Below are 18063 nucleotides of genomic sequence, written 5' to 3'. Positions count from 1 at the left end.
ATATTCTCAAAGAAAGTTGAATTAAACTTACAAGGCCTAATAAAACACCTCTTGATAGACCTCTTTGGGTATCGTATATAATTTACTTTACAACCAAATAATTTTTAATAATTCTTATATTTGTTAGATAACTCTTATAGTCTATGAGTAAACAAATTTACAGTATCATTACAGGTACAGGATGTTACATTCCTACCGGAAAAATTCTTAATCAGGATTTCTTATCTTCCACTTTTTACGAAAAGAACGGAAATTTAATTAATAAAACCAATAAAGAGATTGTTGATAAATTTGAAGAAATTACGTCCATTTCCGAAAGAAGATATGTTTCCGAAGAATATAATACTTCTGATATTGCTTTTTTTGCGGCTGAAAAGGCAATTAAATCAGCAGGTATTGATAAGGAAGAGTTAGACCATATTATTATTGCTCACAATTTTGGGGAAGTAAAAATTGACAATAAGCAGTTGGATATATTACCCAGTTTGGCGGCCCGAGTTAAATTTAGACTAGGCATAAAGAATCCGAATGCCGTAGCATATGATGTTACCTTTGGTTGCCCAGGATGGATCCAAGGTGTTATTCAAGCCAATTACTATATTAAATCTGGCGATGCCAAAAAGGTCTTGGTTATTGGAGCAGATGTGCTTTCTCGTGTTTATGACCCGCATGATCGTGACGCTATGATATTTGCCGATGGTGCTGGTGCTGTTATTTTGGAAGGTAAAGAAAGTGAAACGCCAATTGGATTACTTTCGCATGCCACAAGATCGGATACTCTAGAGTTTTCAGAAATGTTAGTAATGGGTGACTCATTTCATCAAAGTGCAGCTACAAAAGGACTTAAATACATGAAAATGAATGGGAGAAGACTCTATCATTATGCATTGTCTACGGTACCTTCTGCTATGAAATCATGCTTGGATAAATCTGGGATTCCAATAGATCAAATTAAAAAAATCTTAATCCACCAAGCCAATGGCAAAATGGACGAAGCCATCTTAGAACGCTTTTATAAATTATACGAAAGTACGCCACCGAATGATGTGATGCCTATGACTATTTCTTGGCTGGGTAATGCTTCTGTAGCTACGGTCCCTACACTTTTAGACTTAATATTAAAAGGAGAGTTAAAACCACATTCGATCAATTCTGGAGACAGTTTAATTTTTGCCTCTGTCGGAGCAGGAATGAATGTTAATGCGTTTATTTATCAATATTAATTTTTCTTCTTTAGCATCGGTACAAATCTAAAGTCTCCAAATTCGTGTTTTTCAAATTCTTTGGCCGATTTTCTTTTAAGCAAGGTCATTATTTGAGTTTCATCACCAACGGGAATAACAAGCCTACCTCCTATTTTTAATTGACTCAGTAAAGGTTTAGGAACGAAAGGAGCACCTGCTGTTACAATTATTCCATCAAAGGGAGCTTCTTCGGCCAATCCTTTATATCCATCCCCGAAAATTAGTTTTTTCGGTTTATAGTTCAATTTTGGCAAAAAAAGTTTTGTCTTTTTATAAAGTTCACGTTGGCGTTCGATCGTAAACACTTTTGCTTTTAATTCTAACAACACAGCCGTTTGATACCCTGATCCTGTACCTATCTCCAACACTTTACTTCCTTGTTTCAAATTCAACAATTCAGATTGAAATGCCACAGTATAAGGCTGAGAAATTGTTTGATCTGCCGCTATTGGAAATGCTTTATCTTGATAAGCAAAAGCTTCAAAACTAGAATCCATAAACAAATGACGTGGAATTTTCTGCATTGCGGCTAATACTTCAGGATCCTTTATTCCTTTGTTAATGAGCATGTTTATTAACTTATTCCGAAGCCCTTGATGCTTTAATGTGTCTTTCAATTTGAAAAAATTTGGATGGCTAAAAGTAATCATTTACCAACAAAAAAATTCTTATTTTTGAACAAAACAAAGTACATGTTAAAAGTTGGAGTATTAGGTGCTGGACACCTTGGAAAAATACATTTAAGATTGCTAAATCAATCTTCTAAATATGAATTAGTTGGGTTTTATGACCCTCTAAAAGAGAATGCGATAAAGGTTTCAGAAGAATTTGGATATAAAAATTTTGTAACAATTTCTGAACTAATAAAAGAAGTCGATGTGGTGGATATTGTAACTCCAACACTTTCTCATTTTGAATGCGCAAAAGAAGCCATTGAAGCTGGCAAACATGTTTTTATTGAAAAACCAATAACCAATACTGTTGAAGAAGCACAGGCTATAAGGGTTTTGGCTAGTCAAAATCATGTATTAGGGCAAGTAGGCCACGTAGAACGATTTAACCCAGCATTTACAGCAGCCAAAGATAAAATTAAGAACCCTATGTTTATTGAATGTCATCGATTGGCTGAATTTAATCCTAGAGGTACAGATGTTCCAGTAGTTTTGGATTTAATGATTCATGATATTGATATTATTTTAAGTGTTGTACCATCATTCGTTAAAAATATTCACGCCAGTGGTGTTTCTGTAATTTCTGATACACCAGATATAGCAAATGCAAGAATCGAATTTGAGAATGGATGTGTTGCTAATTTAACCGCGAGTAGAATTTCTTTAAAGAATATGCGTAAAACGAGGTTCTTCCAAAAAGATGCCTATATCTCTGTAGACTTTTTAGAAAAGAAAAGTGAAGTAGTTCGGATGAAGGATGTTCCTGAAAATCCAGATGAATTTGCAATGATTCTTCAAAATGCTGAAGGTGTTAAAAAGCAAATTTATTTTGAAAACCCTCCTGTAGAAAATAATAATGCTATTTTAGATGAATTGGAGACATTTGCTGATGCTATAGTAAATGAAACCAGACCAATCGTAACCTTAAATGATGGAACTAAAGCATTAAAGGTTGCGCATCAAATAATTTCAAATTTTTAATCGATTCACAATGAAAATTGCTACAACATATGGAATCAAAAGTTACTACAGAACATAAAAAAGGGAAGGCAGAAATATTTAAAAATCCCTTTTTAGAAAGTTTAACCAAAACTAGTTTAAACTCTAATATTATTATCTATGGATTAACTGTCATTCTCTTAATCTATATTGCTTTAGTAGTTAAAAACATACCAATAAACACCTTTATTAGTTTGTTTATTGTTTCAATATTTAGTTGGACGTTGACAGAATACTTATTACACAGATTTATATTTCATTGGATTAATGAAAATAAATATGTACAACGGTTTCATTTTATTATGCACGGCTCTCATCATCAATACCCAAAGGATACTGAGCGTTTATTAATGCCTCCGGTTCCAGGGTTGATCATGGGGTCTCTTTTGTTCGGATTACAATATGTACTATTTAGTATTTTTGGTTATGGAGTGCTTACATGGGGCTTTTTCCCTGGGTTCTTTTTAGGGTACCTCCTGTATTCATTTTTGCATCGTGCAACACATGTATACAGTCCTCCAAAGAAATACTTTGGTTGGATTTGGAGACATCATCTTTTACATCATTATAGATATCCTAATAAAGCATTTGGGGTATCAAACACAATATGGGATCGTGTATTTGGTACGATGCCTCCAAAACGAAAAACACAAAAACAATGAAGAAAATAGCAGTAATAGGTGCAGGAACTATGGGAAATGGTATTGCTCATACATTTGCACAATGTAATTTTTCAGTTCACCTAGTCGATATTTCTGAAGAAGCACTTGCAAATGCCAAGGTAACAATTGAACATAATTTAAATCGATTGTTGTCAAAAGATAAAATTTCTGAAGCACAAAAGAATACAACATTAGAAAACATAACTACTTTTACAAATTTAGAAGAGGGCGTTTCTAATGTAGATTTGGTAGTTGAAGCCGCAACAGAGAACCTAGAGTTAAAGTTATCCATTTTTAGAATGTTAGACAAAGCCTGTGCTCCTAACACCATATTAGCAACAAACACCTCGTCCATTTCTATAACTGAAATTGCTGCTGTAACCACAAGGCCTGCAAAAGTAATTGGAATGCACTTTATGAATCCAGTCCCTATAATGAAACTAGTAGAAATTATTAGGGGGTATTCTTCTTCTGATGAGACGACAAAAGCAATTATGGCGTTATCGGAACAACTAGGAAAAGTTCCAGTAGAAGTCAATGACTACCCTGGCTTTGTTGCCAACCGCATATTAATGCCAATGTTGAATGAGTCCATCGAAACATTATACAATGGTGTTGCTGGTGTTAAAGAGATAGATACTGTAATGAAACTAGGAATGGCACACCCAATGGGTCCATTGCAATTAGCAGATTTTATTGGGCTAGATGTTTGTTTATCTATTTTAAATGTAATGTACAACGGGTTTAAAAACCCAAAGTATGCGCCATGTCCATTACTGGTAAATATGGTAAACGCTGGTAAATTAGGTATAAAATCTGGTGAAGGTTTTTACGATTATTCTGAAAGTAAAAAAGCTGAGAAAGTTTCTAATCAGTTTTCTTAATTGAAAAAACACAAATAAAAAAGCCGCTCAAAGAGCGGCTTTTTTATTTGTACAATATTAATTTTAGTTATTTCCCAAAATTAAAGGCATTCCATCTTTTCCTCCAACTACTACAACTTTCGTATTCGGTGATTCTGCTAATTTTAATGTAGCTTCAATTCCTTTATCTCTTAAAATTTGATCATTTAAAGAAGCACTTAAAATTCTATTTGCATCTGCTTTACCTTGTGCCTCAATAATTACCTTTTCAGCCTCTTTTTGTGCAGTAACAAGCCTAAACTCATATTCTAGTGATTCTTGTTCCTGTCCTAATTTGCGTTCAATCGCGTCCTTAATTGCAGGTGGTAAAGTAACATCTCTAACTAAAACTTCCACTAAATCAATATATTGATCATCTACAATCTTTTTAGTTTCATCGTAAATCTCTTGCTGAATTGCATCTCTTTTAGAAGAATAAATTTGCTCCGGCGTATATCTACCAACAACACTTCTAGTTGCAGATCTTATTGCAGGCATTAAAACTCTAACTAAATAATTTGCACCCTTCTCTTGGTGTAGTTTTCCTAAATTCGCAACTTCTGGCATGAACCATGCCGTTGCTTCTAATTGAATATCTAACCCATTAGAAGATAACACCTTCATTTTTTCAGTAAGTTCTTGTTGACGAACTTCATAAATAAACACTTTATTCCAAGGTAGCACTAATTGAAACCCTTCACCCAATGCTGGTTGATCCGTTACAACACCTCCACCGAAGGTTTTGTATAATACTCCGGCCTCTCCAGAATCTATGGTAATTGCAGATTTAGAGACCAATACCAAACCAGCTATTGCGATTGCTATGATACCAAATAATCCCTTTGGTAATTGTAATTGTTGTTGTGCCATTTTTATTTTATTTTAAATTAATCCGTTATATTTTCTAATAAACCATTCAATGCTCAAAGATAGGATAATTAGCCCTAAAAACCACTGCCATTCTATGACGGATTTGGACTTGCTTTCTTTGCTTTCTACAGGTCTAAATCGTGTATCGGTTAGAAGATCTTCTAATATGTTATTTGCATTTATCAAAGTATAAAATACTCCATTACTTCGCTCGCTTAGATCTCTCAACTGCTTGATATTTGCACTTTTAAATTGAGCTTCTATATCCCAGTTCAACATTCTAAATGTTCCGTTAAATGTTTCTTTTTGGTTTTCTACGGTAACTTTATAATTAAATTCTCCTTCAGTTACATCAACAAGTTGAGCGCTATATGAGTTTCCAACAAGAGAAAAGGGTATTCTTTTTGTTTCTTTAGTTTGTTTGTTTGTTAATTCTAACCAAATAGTGGCGCCTTTATTTAATTCATAATTCTTATTTAAAAAACTAGCTCTTATTGTATTGTTACCATTCAAATAAAACAGTGGTTCCGATTCTACCATCAACCTTTTCTTACTATTAGAAACAGACAAATATTGGGTCAATTTACTCATGAACCCGTCGAATTTCTCAAAGGAGTCTGTGTTTGAATAAGAAGCCATACGCCATCGCCAAATACCTTCTCCTAATAGAATAAACTTTCTTAAATTATCATCCTGATAAGTTGCTAATAAAGGAGTTTCTTTAACATAATCACCTATTTGTTGCCACATTAAAATATCAGTTTTTACTATAAACTCAACTTCTCCAAATTTATCTACTAACGGAGGAAAAGATTGTACATCTATATCCGTTACATTAAAACTAGAAAAACTAGGATTTAAAAAGGCACGATAGTTCTCTGTTTGATTGATAACATTTTTTCTAAAATCAGATTGAACTGAATTTAAAAAATTCCAATCCGTTTTTGCCCCAGTAATTATTCCATAATTGAATTTCATTAAATTCAATAAATCAAATACTGAAGCAAACGCTTGTGTTGGTTGATACAACAGCACCGATTGATAATCTTCTAAATCTAGATCATCGCCAATAATTTTAATTTCGGCTTTACGCTGTTTATTTTGTTCAATACTTTCCTTTAAAGCGCCTAAATCTGGATGTAGAAACGATGCCAATATTAAAGTTTTAGATTGTTCATTTATAACCTCAACCGCAAAACTTTTTTTATTATTTACAAGGTTCTTCTCATTTGGCAGCGGATCAATCTCTACTGAGTAATAATGCAATCCAACCGCAGTTCCTTCTAAAAAAAATGAGACTTTATTCGATGTGTTGTCTGCGTCAAAATTTAAAATCTCGCTGTGCACCCTTCTTCCTTTTGTAAACACCGAAAATTGTTGTGAAACGCTTTTTGTTCCAGAATAATTTATAAATACCTCTACCGGAAACTTATTCTTTAAATATGTATATCTATTTACATTTAATTGATAAATATTTAAGTCTTCGTATTTTACAGTATCACCCACAACCACAGAATAAATAGGTTGATTTGTACTTAAATATTCATACGGTTTTCCAATAGTCTGATTACCATCTGAGACTAACAAAACCGGAGCATTGTCATTTTTATACAGTCGTTTTAATTCTGATAAGGCTTTCGAAACACCCGTATTTGTATGAGAAAAGGACAAAGAATCTAGAGTTTTAACTTCTGCTCCAAATGAATAATAGTCAATATTAAATTTTTGATTCAAGGCGACATCCGATTTTATTTGATCTAAGAAATCTAAAACTTGCTGCTCTTGATTAAAATTTGCAATAGATTTAGAATCATCAATAGCAACAACTAAAGAAGGTTTCGTTGTCTTTAATTCAATTTGATCCACCTTAGGGTTTATAAGTAAGATTCCAATTAAAAAAATGGAAATAAAACGCAAAAAAGTCAGTAAATAACTGACTTTTTCTTTATTCTTAATAGCGTTAACATATTGAAAAATTGCTATTGAAAATGCAACAACAAACGCTAAAACTAGATATATAATTGTAATACTTGGCAAGTGCTAATCTTAAGTCAACATTCCACCATCAACGCTCAATGTTTGTCCTGTGATATATGTACTCATATCCGAACCTAAAAACACGCATGCATTTGCAATATCTTCAGGTGTTCCTCCTCTTTTTAAAGGAATGGATTTCCTCCAACCATCAACAGTAGCTTCATCTAATTTTGCCGTCATTTCAGTTTCAATAAATCCAGGAGCAATTACATTACTTCTAATATTTCTAGAGCCTAACTCTAATGCGACTGATTTAGAAAATCCAATGATTCCAGATTTCGATGCAGCATAATTCGATTGACCAGCATTTCCTTTTAACCCAACTACAGAACTCATGTTAATAATTGAACCTCCGCGTTGTTTCATCATAGGTCTAATAACCGCTTTGGTTAAATTAAATACCGATTTAAGATTGATTTCAATTACTTTATCAAAATCATCTTCAGAAATACGCATCAACAAATTGTCTTTTGTTATTCCTGCGTTATTAATTAAAATATCAATACTTCCGAATTCTTTCAAAACATCTGAAGCCAATTCTTGAGCAGCATCGAATTTTGCAGCATTAGATTGATATCCTTTTGCTTTAACACCATAGCCTAACAATTCTTTTTCTAAAGCAATTGCTGCATCTACAGAAGAACTATAGGTAAACGCTACATTTGCGCCTTGTTGTGCATACATTTGAGCAATTCCTTTTCCAATTCCTCTAGTTGCTCCAGTGATTAAAGCCGTTTTATTTTCTAATAATTTCATTTTACAAAATCGTTTAATTCTAATATCAAAGATATAAAAAGATATGGTGGCAAATAAATTCTTCGAAAATTAATTTTTCCACTAATTCTAGTGCAATAATATTGATAGCTTCTCCAATCTTAGTTATCTTTGCAGTGATGAATATATTACAGAAAAAATACGTTACAGCTTGGCTATATTCTGGTCTAGTATTGGTTGCCTTAATGGTAATTATAGGAGGTATTACGCGTTTAACCCAGTCAGGACTTTCAATGGTAGAATGGAAGTTGATTAGTGGTGCCATACCTCCTTTAAATGAAGCGGAATGGCTAGAAACATTTGCCAAATACCAGCAATTTCCAGAATATCAGAAAATAAATAAGGGCATGACATTGGCCGAGTTTAAAATGATTTTCTTTTGGGAATACTTACATCGGGTATTAGGTCGCTTAATTGGGATTGTATTTATCATTCCATTCGCATTTTTTTGGTTTAAGAAATGGTTCAATAGTAAACAGAAAAAGCAATTAATAGTTCTACTAGTTTTAGGTGGATTTCAAGGTTTTTTGGGATGGTTTATGGTGAAGAGTGGATTGGTAGACAATCCACATGTTAGCCATTATAGACTTGCAATACATTTATTAGCTGCCTTTGGTTTAATGTGCTATATCTATTGGTTAATATTGAGTTTTAACAGCGTTGCTGTAAAAACAAACACTTTATTAAATAAATTAAGTAAATGGTTTATTGGGTTACTTATCATTCAAATTATTTATGGTGCTTTTGTAGCCGGATTAAAAGCAGGGTATTTACTGCAATTGAGTAATTCTGTTTTAAAGAATTTAATTGGGTATACTGTAAGAGGAACTAATGATTTCGATATTTTAAACAATCCTTTTGATGTTCAGGCATTTCATAGAATATTTGCCTGGATTGTTTTTGCCTTTGCAGTTTATATATTCAAAAAATCGAGAAACACAGCAATGTCAGGCATAGGGAATGTTCTTTTTGGACTCGTTCTTCTCCAAGTTACATTGGGAATAGCAACCTTGTTATTAAGAGTTCAAATTCATACTGCTGTAACACATCAATTTGTTGCAATTCTTCTGTTATTAGCCACAATACGAATGACCTATCTTTCTCAATCAAAAGCATAAAAAAAGCCCTTTATTAAAAAAATAAAGGGCTTTTTGTATTTTCCAACAAGAATTTTTTATTTCTTAATTTCAGTTGGTGTATAATTGAATAGATAATCAATGTCTAATTCATGAACCTCTCCTAATTTTTCAAGAGCCTTCATATCTAAGTCCTTTTTGTTGCCAATAACTGAAATACTATAATCCTGGCCTTTCACATTGTTCTTAAAGAATGCATCAACATCTTCAATAGTCATATCCTGAATCGCCTTATACATCTCTTCCCTATTGTCATAATCAAGTCCTCTACGTTTCAAACTCTCATAAGTCCAAAATATATTTGATTTAGTAATACGTTGTGAAGCAATTTGTTTTAACGCAGCTTCTTTCGCTGAATTGAATTGACCTTCTGACTTAGGCATATTATTCATTAGTTCCATCATTGCATCTACCGCTTGTGGTAGTTTATTTGCTTGTGTACCTATATAAGCAAATACATTATCACTTTCCCCTTCTTTACTAGCTGAACCATAACCAGCCTGAGCCGCATATGCCAGAGATTTAGATTCTCTAATTTCTTGGAACACTATCGAAGACAGTCCACCTCCGAAATACGAATTAAATACAGTTGCCAAAGCCATTTTCTTAGGATCAAATTCTTGTCCCTTAGCGTCAAAAACCATTTCTGCCTGTACCATATCAAAATCTACTAAATTAACACTGTTACCTGTAGCTAATTGCTCATATTTTTTAGGTTCAGGATAATCCTTTAATTCTGATGGAACCTGATGCAATTTGTTTAATGAAGCCAAAGATGTCTTTGGTTCATTACCATAATAAAAAATTCTATGTTTGTATGAATTCAATCCTTTTATAATTGTTACCAATTCCGAAGGATCTTGAGTTCGTAAATCTTCTGCAGTTATTATATCTCTTAATCTTGAATTTTCGCCATATCTAGAATAATTTCGCAATCCTGTAAATAAAATATTTCCTTTCTGCGTTTTTCCGTCTTGTCTAGATTTTAAAATACTTGCAACATAATTATCATAGGCATCTTGGTCAACTACAGCATTGCTCATTAAATGTTCCAATAATTCCAATCCTGACTCTAAGTTTTCTTGTAACCCAGAAATAGAGACATAAGATCTATCACTGCCAGTATTAACACTATAACTAGCCCCTATCTTATAAAATTCTTTCGCTAATTGTTCTGCTGAATATTTATCAGTTCCTAGGTATTTCAAATACCCTACAGCCAATGCTAATTTCTTATCATGATCTTTGCCCATATCAAAAATGACATTTAAATTGAATAAGTCATTTCTCTTATTTTCAATATATGCCATTTCAATTCCGCTGGATAATTTATCTGATTTTATTTCAGAATTGTAATCAACATACAGCGGTTTTATTTCTTCAGAATCTATCTTATTAAAATCTTCTACAAACTTAGATTGATTTCTATTTATTTGTATTGGTGTGATACCTGGATTTTGAACTTTTACTACATTTTTATCTTCTCCTTTACGTTTATAAACTAATACATAATCATCCGTAAAAAAATCATTTGCAAATGCTATTAAATCTTCTTTACTTATTTCTCTTAATTCATCAATAAAACGAACCTCATCATTCCAATCTTGTCGTTCTATGTAAGCAGACATATAGGCCCATACCAATGACCCTGCACTTTCTTGCTCTCTAGTTTGACTTAATTTAAGGTCATTTATAACCGCATCTAACATCCAATCGTCAAATTCTCCTTTCTTTATTAATTCAACTTGCGCTAGCATCAATTCTTTCACTTCATCTAAAGATTGACCTGCTTTGGGCACACCATTAAACCTTAAATAACCATATTCATTTAAAAAACTTTGAGAAGAAGATGCCCTTTGAACTAATTGCTTCTTATTTAAATTTAAATCCATTAAACCTGCACTGCTATTCGCTAAAATCATATCAATTAGAGTAATGTACTTTTCATCCTTAGTCCCTACTCCATCTGTTCTATAAGCTACGGTAACATTCTCGTTACTGGGACCAAACACTTCTTTAACAACAACCCCATCTAATGGTTGTTCTACTGGTAAGACTGGATGCTCTACCTCCTTCGCTTGCATCTTTCCAAATGTACTATCAACCATTTTTATAGTTTTGTCGAAGTCAAAATCTCCAACCAAAATCACTGCCATATTACTTGGCACATAGTATTTATCGAAATAGGCATTTATTTCTATCAATGATGGGTTTTTTAGATGTTCTGCAATTCCTATCGTAGTTTGTTGTCCGTAAGGATGTGTTGGAAACAAACCGTCCATCATAGCTGCGCTAGATTTTCTCCCATCACTATCTTGAGTTCTATTAAACTCTTCAAAAACAGCTTCTAATTCTGTATGGAACAAACGCAGTACTAGTTTACTGAATTTTTCACTTTCTAATGTTAAAAACTTTTCCAATTCATTCGCAGGAATTTTATTCATATAAACTGTTAGTTCATTCGAAGTCCCAGCGTTAGTTCCGGTTGCACCTAATGAAGCAACCATTTTATCATATTCATTTGCTATTGAATATTCGGATGCCTTGTAAGAGACACTATCTATTGTTCTATAAATAGTTTCTTTCTTAATTGGATCCGATTCATTCCTATGCTTTTCATATAGTTCAGATATTTGATCTAGATATTTTTTCTCTTCTTCCCAATTAGATGTACCATATTTATCGGTTCCCTTAAAAACCATATGCTCCAAGTAATGGGCCAATCCAGTACTTTCCTTTGGGTCGTAAGTCGACCCTGCTCTTACCGGAATTAAGGTTTGAATTGTAGGTTCATCATTATTTTGTGATAAATATACTTTTAGGCCATTATCTAGAGTATACAATCGTAATCCAGTTGGATCATTAGCCACAGTTTCGTAAGAATATCCATTTTCATCTGTATGGTTTGATACAGCATACTTATTCGAATCAGACGAACAACTAACAATAAATAAAGTAATGGCAATTGCCATAAATAAATTTAGTCTTTTCATTTCAATTTTGATTTGGTTTATAAAAAAAGTCTGTACCAAATATAACATGGTACAGACTTTTAAAAAAATTAAATATTGTTATTAGTGTTAATTTAACACCTCTGCTACTTTTTTACCGATTTCCGCTGGAGATTGCACAACATGAACTCCGTTCTCAGCCAAAATTGCCATTTTTGCTTGGGCTGTATCATCGGCTCCTCCAACAATTGCACCTGCGTGCCCCATAGTTCTACCTGCGGGAGCAGTTTGACCTGCAATAAATCCAACAACTGGCTTTTTATTACCTGTTGCTTTGATCCATTTTGCAGCATCTGCCTCTAATTGACCACCAATTTCACCAATCATTACGATTGCTTCAGTCTCTTCATCATTCATTAATAACTCAACTGCTTCTTTAGTAGTCGTTCCAATAATTGGATCACCACCAATACCAATTGCTGTTGTAATTCCGTATCCTTGCTTTACAACTTGGTCAGCCGCTTCATAAGTTAACGTTCCAGATTTAGAAACAATTCCAACATTTCCTTTCTTAAAGATAAATCCTGGCATAATTCCAACCTTAGCCTCATCTGGTGTGATGACACCTGGGCAATTTGGTCCAACCAAACGACAATCTTTACCAGAAATATAGTTCTTAACTTTTACCATATCAGCAACTGGAATTCCTTCAGTAATACAAATTATTACCTTAATTCCCGCTTCTGCTGCTTCCATAATTGCATCTCCTGCAAATGCAGGTGGTACAAAAATGATAGATACATTGGCCTCCGCTTTTTCAACTGCTTCTGCAACTGAATTAAAAACCGGTCTGTTTAAATGTGTTTGTCCTCCTTTGCCTGGAGTAACACCACCAACAACATTGGTACCGTATTCAATCATTTGTGAAGCGTGAAAAGTACCTTCACCACCAGTAAAACCTTGAACTATTACTTTTGAATCTTTGTTTACAAGAACACTCATTATGACTCTATATTTAGTATATTATTAATCTAATTTTGCCCTGCAAAAATACGTGAATATTCGGATATTCGGAAAAAATGAAAGTCTATTTTTAAGATTTTAATTGTTTTCTTAAAAATGCGATTTCTTTTAATTGTTGACGTGCTTCTTGAATAGGATTTCCTGAGTATACTTTTCCTCCTTCGACTGATTTAGTTACACCCGTTTGCCCAAGGACTACCGCTTTTTTCCCAATAGAAATATCGCTACGAATCCCAACTTGACCCCACAACGTTACCTCATCTTCAATACGAACACATCCTGCAATTCCGACTTGTGAAGCAATCAAACATTTTTGCCCAATTACTGTATCATGGCCTACTTGAACCAAATTATCTATTTTGGTTCCTTTACCAATAGTCGTATCGCCAGTTACACCTCTATCAATGGTGCAATTTGCTCCTAAATCGACAAAGTCCTCAAGAACAACTCTTCCTCCAGATATCAATTTATCAAATCCTTCTGGTCTATTTTTATAATAAAAAGCGTCACCTCCTAAAACAGTTCCAGAATGAATGGTTACATTATTTCCGATAACACAATCATCATTAATAGTTACATTGGCATGAATAACACAATTATTTCCAATGGTAACATTGCTACCAATAAAAACATTTGGTTGAATGATTGTATCCGTCCCAATCTTAGCAGTTAAAGCAATTGAATTTGAAGCTTTATTAAATGTATTGAAATGTAACATTAACCTATTAAAGTCTCTAAAAGGATCTTCAGAAATTAAAAGAGCCTTTCCCTCTGGACATGCTACTTTTTTATTAATAAGAACAATAGTTGCTGCAGACTCCAGAGCCTTATCATAGTATTTAGGATGGTCTACAAATACAATATCCCCTGGTTCGACAACATGTATCTCATTCATTCCCAAAACAGGAAAATCACCGCTACCAACAAATTCGGTATCGATGATTTCTGCTATTTTTTCTAAAGTCTGTTTCTTTTGAAACTTCATTATGACTTGATTCTTTCTTGATATTGCCCCTTCTCTGTAGTAATCTTAATCTTATCACCTTCGTTAATAAATAAAGGAACATTTACTCTTGCCCCAGTTTCTACAGTCGCAGGTTTTGTAGCATTTGTTGCCGTATTCCCTTTAACACCTGGCTCCGTATGTGTTACTTCTAAAATAACACTTAAAGGCATTTCAACAGCCAATGGTAATTCATCCTCAGCACGGACAATTACTGTAACTACTTCTCCTTCTTTTAATAAATCAGGTGCATCTAATACTTCTTTCTCAAGCGTTATCTGATCATAGTCAACCGTATTCATAAAATGAAAGGTATCTCCTTCACTGTATAAATATTGATATTTACGAGTTTCAACACGAACTTCTTCAATTTTGTGACCTGCAGAAAAGGTATTATCTATTACTTTTCCACTTGTTAAACTTTTTAATTTAGTTCTAACAAATGCGGGGCCTTTACCAGGTTTTACATGTTGAAATTCTATAATTTTAAATGTATCGTTATTATAAACAATACACAATCCGTTTCTAATATCTGATGTACTAGCCATTATATCTTTTTTTAATTTGAAAAGTATCCTTTCATGATACCTCTTTGTGAATTTTTAATAAACTGAATGATTTCATCGCGCTCATTCGTAGCTTCCATCTCCGCTTCAATAATTCCTAAAGCCTGAGAATTGTTATAATTTTTTTGATATAAGATTCTGTAAATATTCTGAATCTCTCTAATCTTTTCTGTTGAAAAACCACGTCTTCTTAATCCGATTGAATTAATCCCTACATATGATAAAGGTTCTTTCGCTGCTTTTGTATAAGGTGGTACATCTTTTCTAACCAATGACCCACCCGAAACCATTGCATGATCTCCGATATGAATAAATTGATGTACTGCCGATAATCCACCTAATATTGCGTGTTTACCAATAATTACATGACCTCCTAAAGCAACTCCATTAACAATAATAGCGTTGTCTCCAATAACACAATCATGTGCAACGTGTGCCGTTGCCATTAACAAACAATTATTACCAATTACGGTTTTACCAGAAGCACTTGTTCCTCTATTTATGGTAACACATTCTCTAATCGTAACATCATTTCCAATTACGGTTAAAGAATCTTCTCCCTCAAATTTTAAATCCTGAGGAATCGCGGAAATTACTGCTCCTGGAAAAATTCTACAATTTTTTCCAATTACAGCTCCTTCCATAATAGTCACATTAGAACCAATCCAAGTCCCCGATCCAATTTTTACATTATTGTGAATAGTCGTAAAAGGTTCAACAACTACGTTACGAGCTATCTTTGCACCCGGGTGCACATATGCTAATGGTTGATTCATATTAATTCTTTTTTGCGATTTGAGCCATTAATTGCGCTTCTGCAACTAACTTATTATTAGAATATGCATATGCCTGCATATGACAAATTCCTCTTCTTATAGGTGTAATTAACTCACAGCTAAAGATTAATGTATCTCCTGGCAATACTTTTTGCTTGAATTTAACATTGTCCATTTTCATAAAATATGTTAAATAATTTTCAGGATCAGGAACAGTACTCAATACCAATATACCTCCACATTGTGCCATTGCCTCTACTTGTAATACCCCTGGCATTACCGGAGCCCCTGGAAAATGACCAACAAAAAAGTCTTCATTCATCGTCACATTCTTCATCCCTACAACTTTGCTATCCGTCAACTCCAAAATTCTATCAATCAATAAAAATGGAGGCCTATGTGGCAGAATACTCATTATTTTATGAATATCCATTAATGGCGGTTCATTTAAATCGAATTGGGGTACTTTATTTCTATTTTCCGTTTTAATAATTTTAGCCAGTTTTTTAGCAAATAAAGTATTTACCATGTGGCCCGGTTTGTTCGCAATAATTTTACCTCTAAAACGAGTCCCAACTAAAGCTAAATCTCCGACAACATCTAATAATTTATGTCTTGCTGCTTCGTTTGCCCAACGCAAAGTTAAATTATCTAAAATTCCGTTTGGTTTAACTGAAATAGATTCTTTATTAAATATTTTCTTTAATTTCTCAGTTGTAGTTTCTGAAATATCCTTATCAACATAAACAATAGCATTATTTAAATCTCCTCCTTTAATCAGATCATTATCCAATAACATTTCAATTTCATGCAAAAAACTAAATGTTCTGGCTTCAGCAATTTCTTCTTTAAAATCAGAAAGCGTATCTAATGATGCATTTTGAGTTCCTAAAATTTTAGTTCCAAAATCTACCATTGTTGTTACTTGATACTCATCAGAAGGCATTAAAATAATTTCACTTCCAGATTCTGGATCTTTATATGAAATAATGTCTTTAACAATATACTCTTCTCTTGGAGCGTCTTGTTCTTCTATTCCCACTTTCTCTAACGCCTCAACAAAAAACTGTGAAGACCCATCCATAATTGGAGGTTCTGGTGCATCAATTTCAATTAAAATATTATCAATTTCTAATGCATAAACGGCGGCCAATACATGCTCTGACGTATTCACTACAACCCCATTTTTCTCTAAATTGGTACCTCTCTGAGTATTTACTACGTAATTTACAGTTGCTGGAATAATCGGTTGCCCTTCTAAATCTATTCTTACAAAAGCGTAACCATGATTCACTGGTGCGGGCTTTAAAGTCATTGTTACTTTTCTACCAGTATGCAATCCAACACCTGATAATGAAATTTCACTTTTAATGGTTCTTTGATTCTGAATCATTTTTGTTCTTTTAATTCTTTTAATTCTTTCTCTAATTTATACATTTTGTTCACAATAGAAGGTAAATTCTTAAAATGAACATATGATTTCGTATAATTTGAATACCCAATTGCCGGTGAACCGTACAATACTTCATTATCTTTAATATTACCTCCAACTCCAGATTGTGCTTGAATTCTAACATTGTTTCCAATTGTTAAATGTCCTGCAATTCCAACCTGTCCTCCAATTTGACAATTTTCACCAATCTTACTTGATCCTGCAATACCTGTCTGCGATGCAATAACCGTATTCTTTCCTATTTCAACGTTATGAGCAATTTGGATTTGATTATCCAATTTTACTCCCTTTCTAATAAATGTAGAACCTAAGGTTGCTCTGTCAATAGTTGTACAAGTACCAATATCAACATTATCCTCGATAATCACATTTCCTATTTGAGGTATCTTGTTATATTCTCCATTTTCATCTGGAGCAAAACCAAAACCATCTGCGCCAATTACGGAGCCCGAATTTATCATACAATTAGAGCCTATCTTAGTTTCGTGGTAAACTTTAACCCCACTATACAAAGTTGTATCATCTCCAATTACTACATCATCTCCAATAAAAACATTTGGATGAATTTTACAATTCTCTCCTATTCTTACACGCTCACCAATATATGCAAAGGCACCGATGTATTCACCGTTTCCAATGCTTGCCGAAGAACTTATAAAATGCGGTTCTTCTCTCCCAGATTTTGCACCTTTGTATTCATTATAAAATGCTAATAATTTTGAAAAAGACTTATAAGCATCGTCAACTTTTAACAAAGTAGATGCGATCTCTTTTTCAGGTTCAAATGTTTTATTTACAACAACAACACTTGCATTAGTACTATAAATAAAGGATGTGTATTTTGGGTTGGATAAAAAAGTAAGAGATCCCTCTGCACCTTCTTCAATTTTAGATAATGTAGAAACCTCAATATCTGGGTTTCCGACAATTTCCGCTTCTAAAATCTCCGCAATTTGGCTAGCTTTAAATTTCATGAATTGCAAAAGTATGAAAATT

At 33.3% G+C, this 18063-nt stretch carries 16 protein-coding genes; 5 read left to right on the top strand and 11 right to left on the bottom strand.

Annotation, left to right across the window (positions count from 1 at the left end; all coding sequences use genetic code 11):
* Positions 1-143: 143 nt before the first annotated feature.
* Positions 144-1223, top strand: a complete 1080-nt coding sequence (locus RM519_RS00275) for a 3-oxoacyl-ACP synthase III family protein (protein WP_311591449.1) — start codon at positions 144-146, stop codon at positions 1221-1223.
* Here RM519_RS00275 and RM519_RS00270 read toward each other — a convergent pair.
* Positions 1220-1861 carry a protein-L-isoaspartate(D-aspartate) O-methyltransferase gene (locus RM519_RS00270; protein WP_311591448.1) on the bottom strand — a complete coding sequence of 214 codons (642 nt, stop codon included), beginning with the start codon at positions 1859-1861 and terminating at the stop codon, positions 1220-1222. The genes RM519_RS00275 and RM519_RS00270 overlap by 4 nt on opposite strands.
* 75 nt (positions 1862-1936) lie before the next feature.
* On the opposite strand from RM519_RS00270, the gene RM519_RS00265 reads away from it, so the two are divergent.
* From RM519_RS00265 to RM519_RS00255, 3 genes are read left to right on the top strand one after another with little or no spacing between them, the layout of a single operon-like run.
* Positions 1937-2896, top strand: coding sequence for a Gfo/Idh/MocA family protein (locus tag RM519_RS00265; protein WP_311591447.1), 960 nt, complete (start codon positions 1937-1939; stop codon positions 2894-2896).
* 29 nt (positions 2897-2925) lie between these two features.
* Positions 2926-3576, top strand: a complete 651-nt coding sequence (locus RM519_RS00260; protein WP_311591445.1) for a sterol desaturase family protein — start codon at positions 2926-2928, stop codon at positions 3574-3576.
* Complete coding sequence (locus RM519_RS00255; protein WP_311591444.1) at positions 3573-4460, top strand: 3-hydroxyacyl-CoA dehydrogenase family protein; 888 nt, start codon at positions 3573-3575, stop codon at positions 4458-4460. The genes RM519_RS00260 and RM519_RS00255 overlap by 4 nt, the downstream gene beginning before the upstream one ends.
* A 63-nt stretch (positions 4461-4523) precedes the next feature.
* Here the strand turns inward: RM519_RS00255 and RM519_RS00250 are convergent, their stop codons facing one another.
* The 3 genes from RM519_RS00250 to fabG are packed head-to-tail and all read right to left on the bottom strand — an operon-like array spanning position 4524 to position 8141.
* The gene (locus RM519_RS00250; RefSeq protein ID WP_311591443.1) at positions 4524-5348 is read right to left on the bottom strand and encodes a prohibitin family protein; all 825 of its coding nucleotides are present in this window, start codon (positions 5346-5348) and stop codon (positions 4524-4526) included.
* A 12-nt stretch (positions 5349-5360) separates the two neighbouring features.
* Entirely contained in the window at positions 5361-7385 is a 2025-nt protein-coding gene (locus tag RM519_RS00245) for a VWA domain-containing protein (RefSeq protein WP_311591442.1), read from the bottom strand.
* 9 nt (positions 7386-7394) lie between these two features.
* Positions 7395-8141 (bottom strand): 3-oxoacyl-[acyl-carrier-protein] reductase, encoded by a 747-nt coding sequence (fabG, locus tag RM519_RS00240; protein ID WP_311591441.1) that lies wholly within the window; start codon positions 8139-8141, stop codon positions 7395-7397.
* 137 nt (positions 8142-8278) lie between these two features.
* On the opposite strand from fabG, the gene RM519_RS00235 reads away from it, so the two are divergent.
* A complete protein-coding gene (locus tag RM519_RS00235) occupies positions 8279-9277 on the top strand; it encodes a COX15/CtaA family protein (protein ID WP_311591440.1) in 999 nt (332 codons plus the stop codon).
* A gap of 56 nt (positions 9278-9333) precedes the next feature.
* Here RM519_RS00235 and RM519_RS00230 read toward each other — a convergent pair whose 3' ends face one another.
* The 7 genes from RM519_RS00230 to lpxD form a co-directional block, all read right to left on the bottom strand.
* Positions 9334-12288, bottom strand: coding sequence for a M16 family metallopeptidase (locus tag RM519_RS00230; RefSeq protein WP_311591439.1), 2955 nt, complete (start codon positions 12286-12288; stop codon positions 9334-9336).
* An 87-nt stretch (positions 12289-12375) separates the two neighbouring features.
* Positions 12376-13248 carry a succinate--CoA ligase subunit alpha gene (gene sucD / locus RM519_RS00225; protein WP_311591438.1) on the bottom strand — a complete coding sequence of 291 codons (873 nt, stop codon included), beginning with the start codon at positions 13246-13248 and terminating at the stop codon, positions 12376-12378.
* Positions 13249-13339: 91 nt separating this feature from the next.
* Positions 13340-14254: a UDP-3-O-(3-hydroxymyristoyl)glucosamine N-acyltransferase gene (locus RM519_RS00220; protein WP_311591437.1), complete on the bottom strand. Its 915-nt coding sequence runs from the start codon at positions 14252-14254 to the stop codon at positions 13340-13342.
* Positions 14254-14820, bottom strand: a complete 567-nt coding sequence (gene efp, locus RM519_RS00215) for an elongation factor P (protein WP_311591436.1) — start codon at positions 14818-14820, stop codon at positions 14254-14256. Before efp ends, RM519_RS00220 begins: the two co-directional genes overlap by 1 nt.
* An 11-nt stretch (positions 14821-14831) precedes the next feature.
* On the bottom strand, positions 14832-15614 hold the full coding sequence (gene lpxA, locus RM519_RS00210) for an acyl-ACP--UDP-N-acetylglucosamine O-acyltransferase (RefSeq protein ID WP_311591435.1): 783 nt from the start codon (positions 15612-15614) through the stop codon (positions 14832-14834).
* 1 nt (position 15615) lies between these two features.
* Positions 15616-17007 (bottom strand): bifunctional UDP-3-O-[3-hydroxymyristoyl] N-acetylglucosamine deacetylase/3-hydroxyacyl-ACP dehydratase, encoded by a 1392-nt coding sequence (locus tag RM519_RS00205; protein WP_311591434.1) that lies wholly within the window; start codon positions 17005-17007, stop codon positions 15616-15618.
* Positions 17004-18041 carry a UDP-3-O-(3-hydroxymyristoyl)glucosamine N-acyltransferase gene (lpxD, locus tag RM519_RS00200; protein WP_311591433.1) on the bottom strand — a complete coding sequence of 346 codons (1038 nt, stop codon included), beginning with the start codon at positions 18039-18041 and terminating at the stop codon, positions 17004-17006. The genes RM519_RS00205 and lpxD overlap by 4 nt, the downstream gene beginning before the upstream one ends.
* Between the last annotated feature and the right edge of the window lie 22 nt (positions 18042-18063).

It is taken from the genome of Urechidicola vernalis (assembly GCF_031846385.1).
GTDB classification, from domain to species: Bacteria; Bacteroidota; Bacteroidia; order Flavobacteriales; family Flavobacteriaceae; genus Urechidicola; species Urechidicola vernalis.
The sequence above is the reverse complement of the archived record's forward strand: the minus strand, read 5'-3'. Positions and strand labels throughout refer to the sequence as shown.

What these genes read in the sequence shown, in the direction of transcription:
- RM519_RS00275 (WP_311591449.1), top strand. Translation starts at nt 144, where the DNA reads ATGAGTAAACAAATTTACAGTATCATTACAGGTACAGGATGTTACATT.
- RM519_RS00265 (WP_311591447.1), top strand. Translation starts at nt 1,937, where the DNA reads ATGTTAAAAGTTGGAGTATTAGGTGCTGGACACCTTGGAAAAATACAT.
- RM519_RS00260 (WP_311591445.1), top strand. Translation starts at nt 2,926, where the DNA reads ATGGAATCAAAAGTTACTACAGAACATAAAAAAGGGAAGGCAGAAATA.
- RM519_RS00255 (WP_311591444.1), top strand. Translation starts at nt 3,573, where the DNA reads ATGAAGAAAATAGCAGTAATAGGTGCAGGAACTATGGGAAATGGTATT.
- RM519_RS00250 (WP_311591443.1), bottom strand. Translation starts at nt 5,348, where the DNA reads ATGGCACAACAACAATTACAATTACCAAAGGGATTATTTGGTATCATA.
- fabG (WP_311591441.1), bottom strand. Translation starts at nt 8,141, where the DNA reads ATGAAATTATTAGAAAATAAAACGGCTTTAATCACTGGAGCAACTAGA.
- RM519_RS00235 (WP_311591440.1), top strand. Translation starts at nt 8,279, where the DNA reads ATGAATATATTACAGAAAAAATACGTTACAGCTTGGCTATATTCTGGT.
- RM519_RS00230 (WP_311591439.1), bottom strand. Translation starts at nt 12,288, where the DNA reads ATGAAAAGACTAAATTTATTTATGGCAATTGCCATTACTTTATTTATT.
- sucD (WP_311591438.1), bottom strand. Translation starts at nt 13,248, where the DNA reads ATGAGTGTTCTTGTAAACAAAGATTCAAAAGTAATAGTTCAAGGTTTT.
- RM519_RS00220 (WP_311591437.1), bottom strand. Translation starts at nt 14,254, where the DNA reads ATGAAGTTTCAAAAGAAACAGACTTTAGAAAAAATAGCAGAAATCATC.
- efp (WP_311591436.1), bottom strand. Translation starts at nt 14,820, where the DNA reads ATGGCTAGTACATCAGATATTAGAAACGGATTGTGTATTGTTTATAAT.
- lpxA (WP_311591435.1), bottom strand. Translation starts at nt 15,614, where the DNA reads ATGAATCAACCATTAGCATATGTGCACCCGGGTGCAAAGATAGCTCGT.
- RM519_RS00205 (WP_311591434.1), bottom strand. Translation starts at nt 17,007, where the DNA reads ATGATTCAGAATCAAAGAACCATTAAAAGTGAAATTTCATTATCAGGT.
- lpxD (WP_311591433.1), bottom strand. Translation starts at nt 18,041, where the DNA reads ATGAAATTTAAAGCTAGCCAAATTGCGGAGATTTTAGAAGCGGAAATT.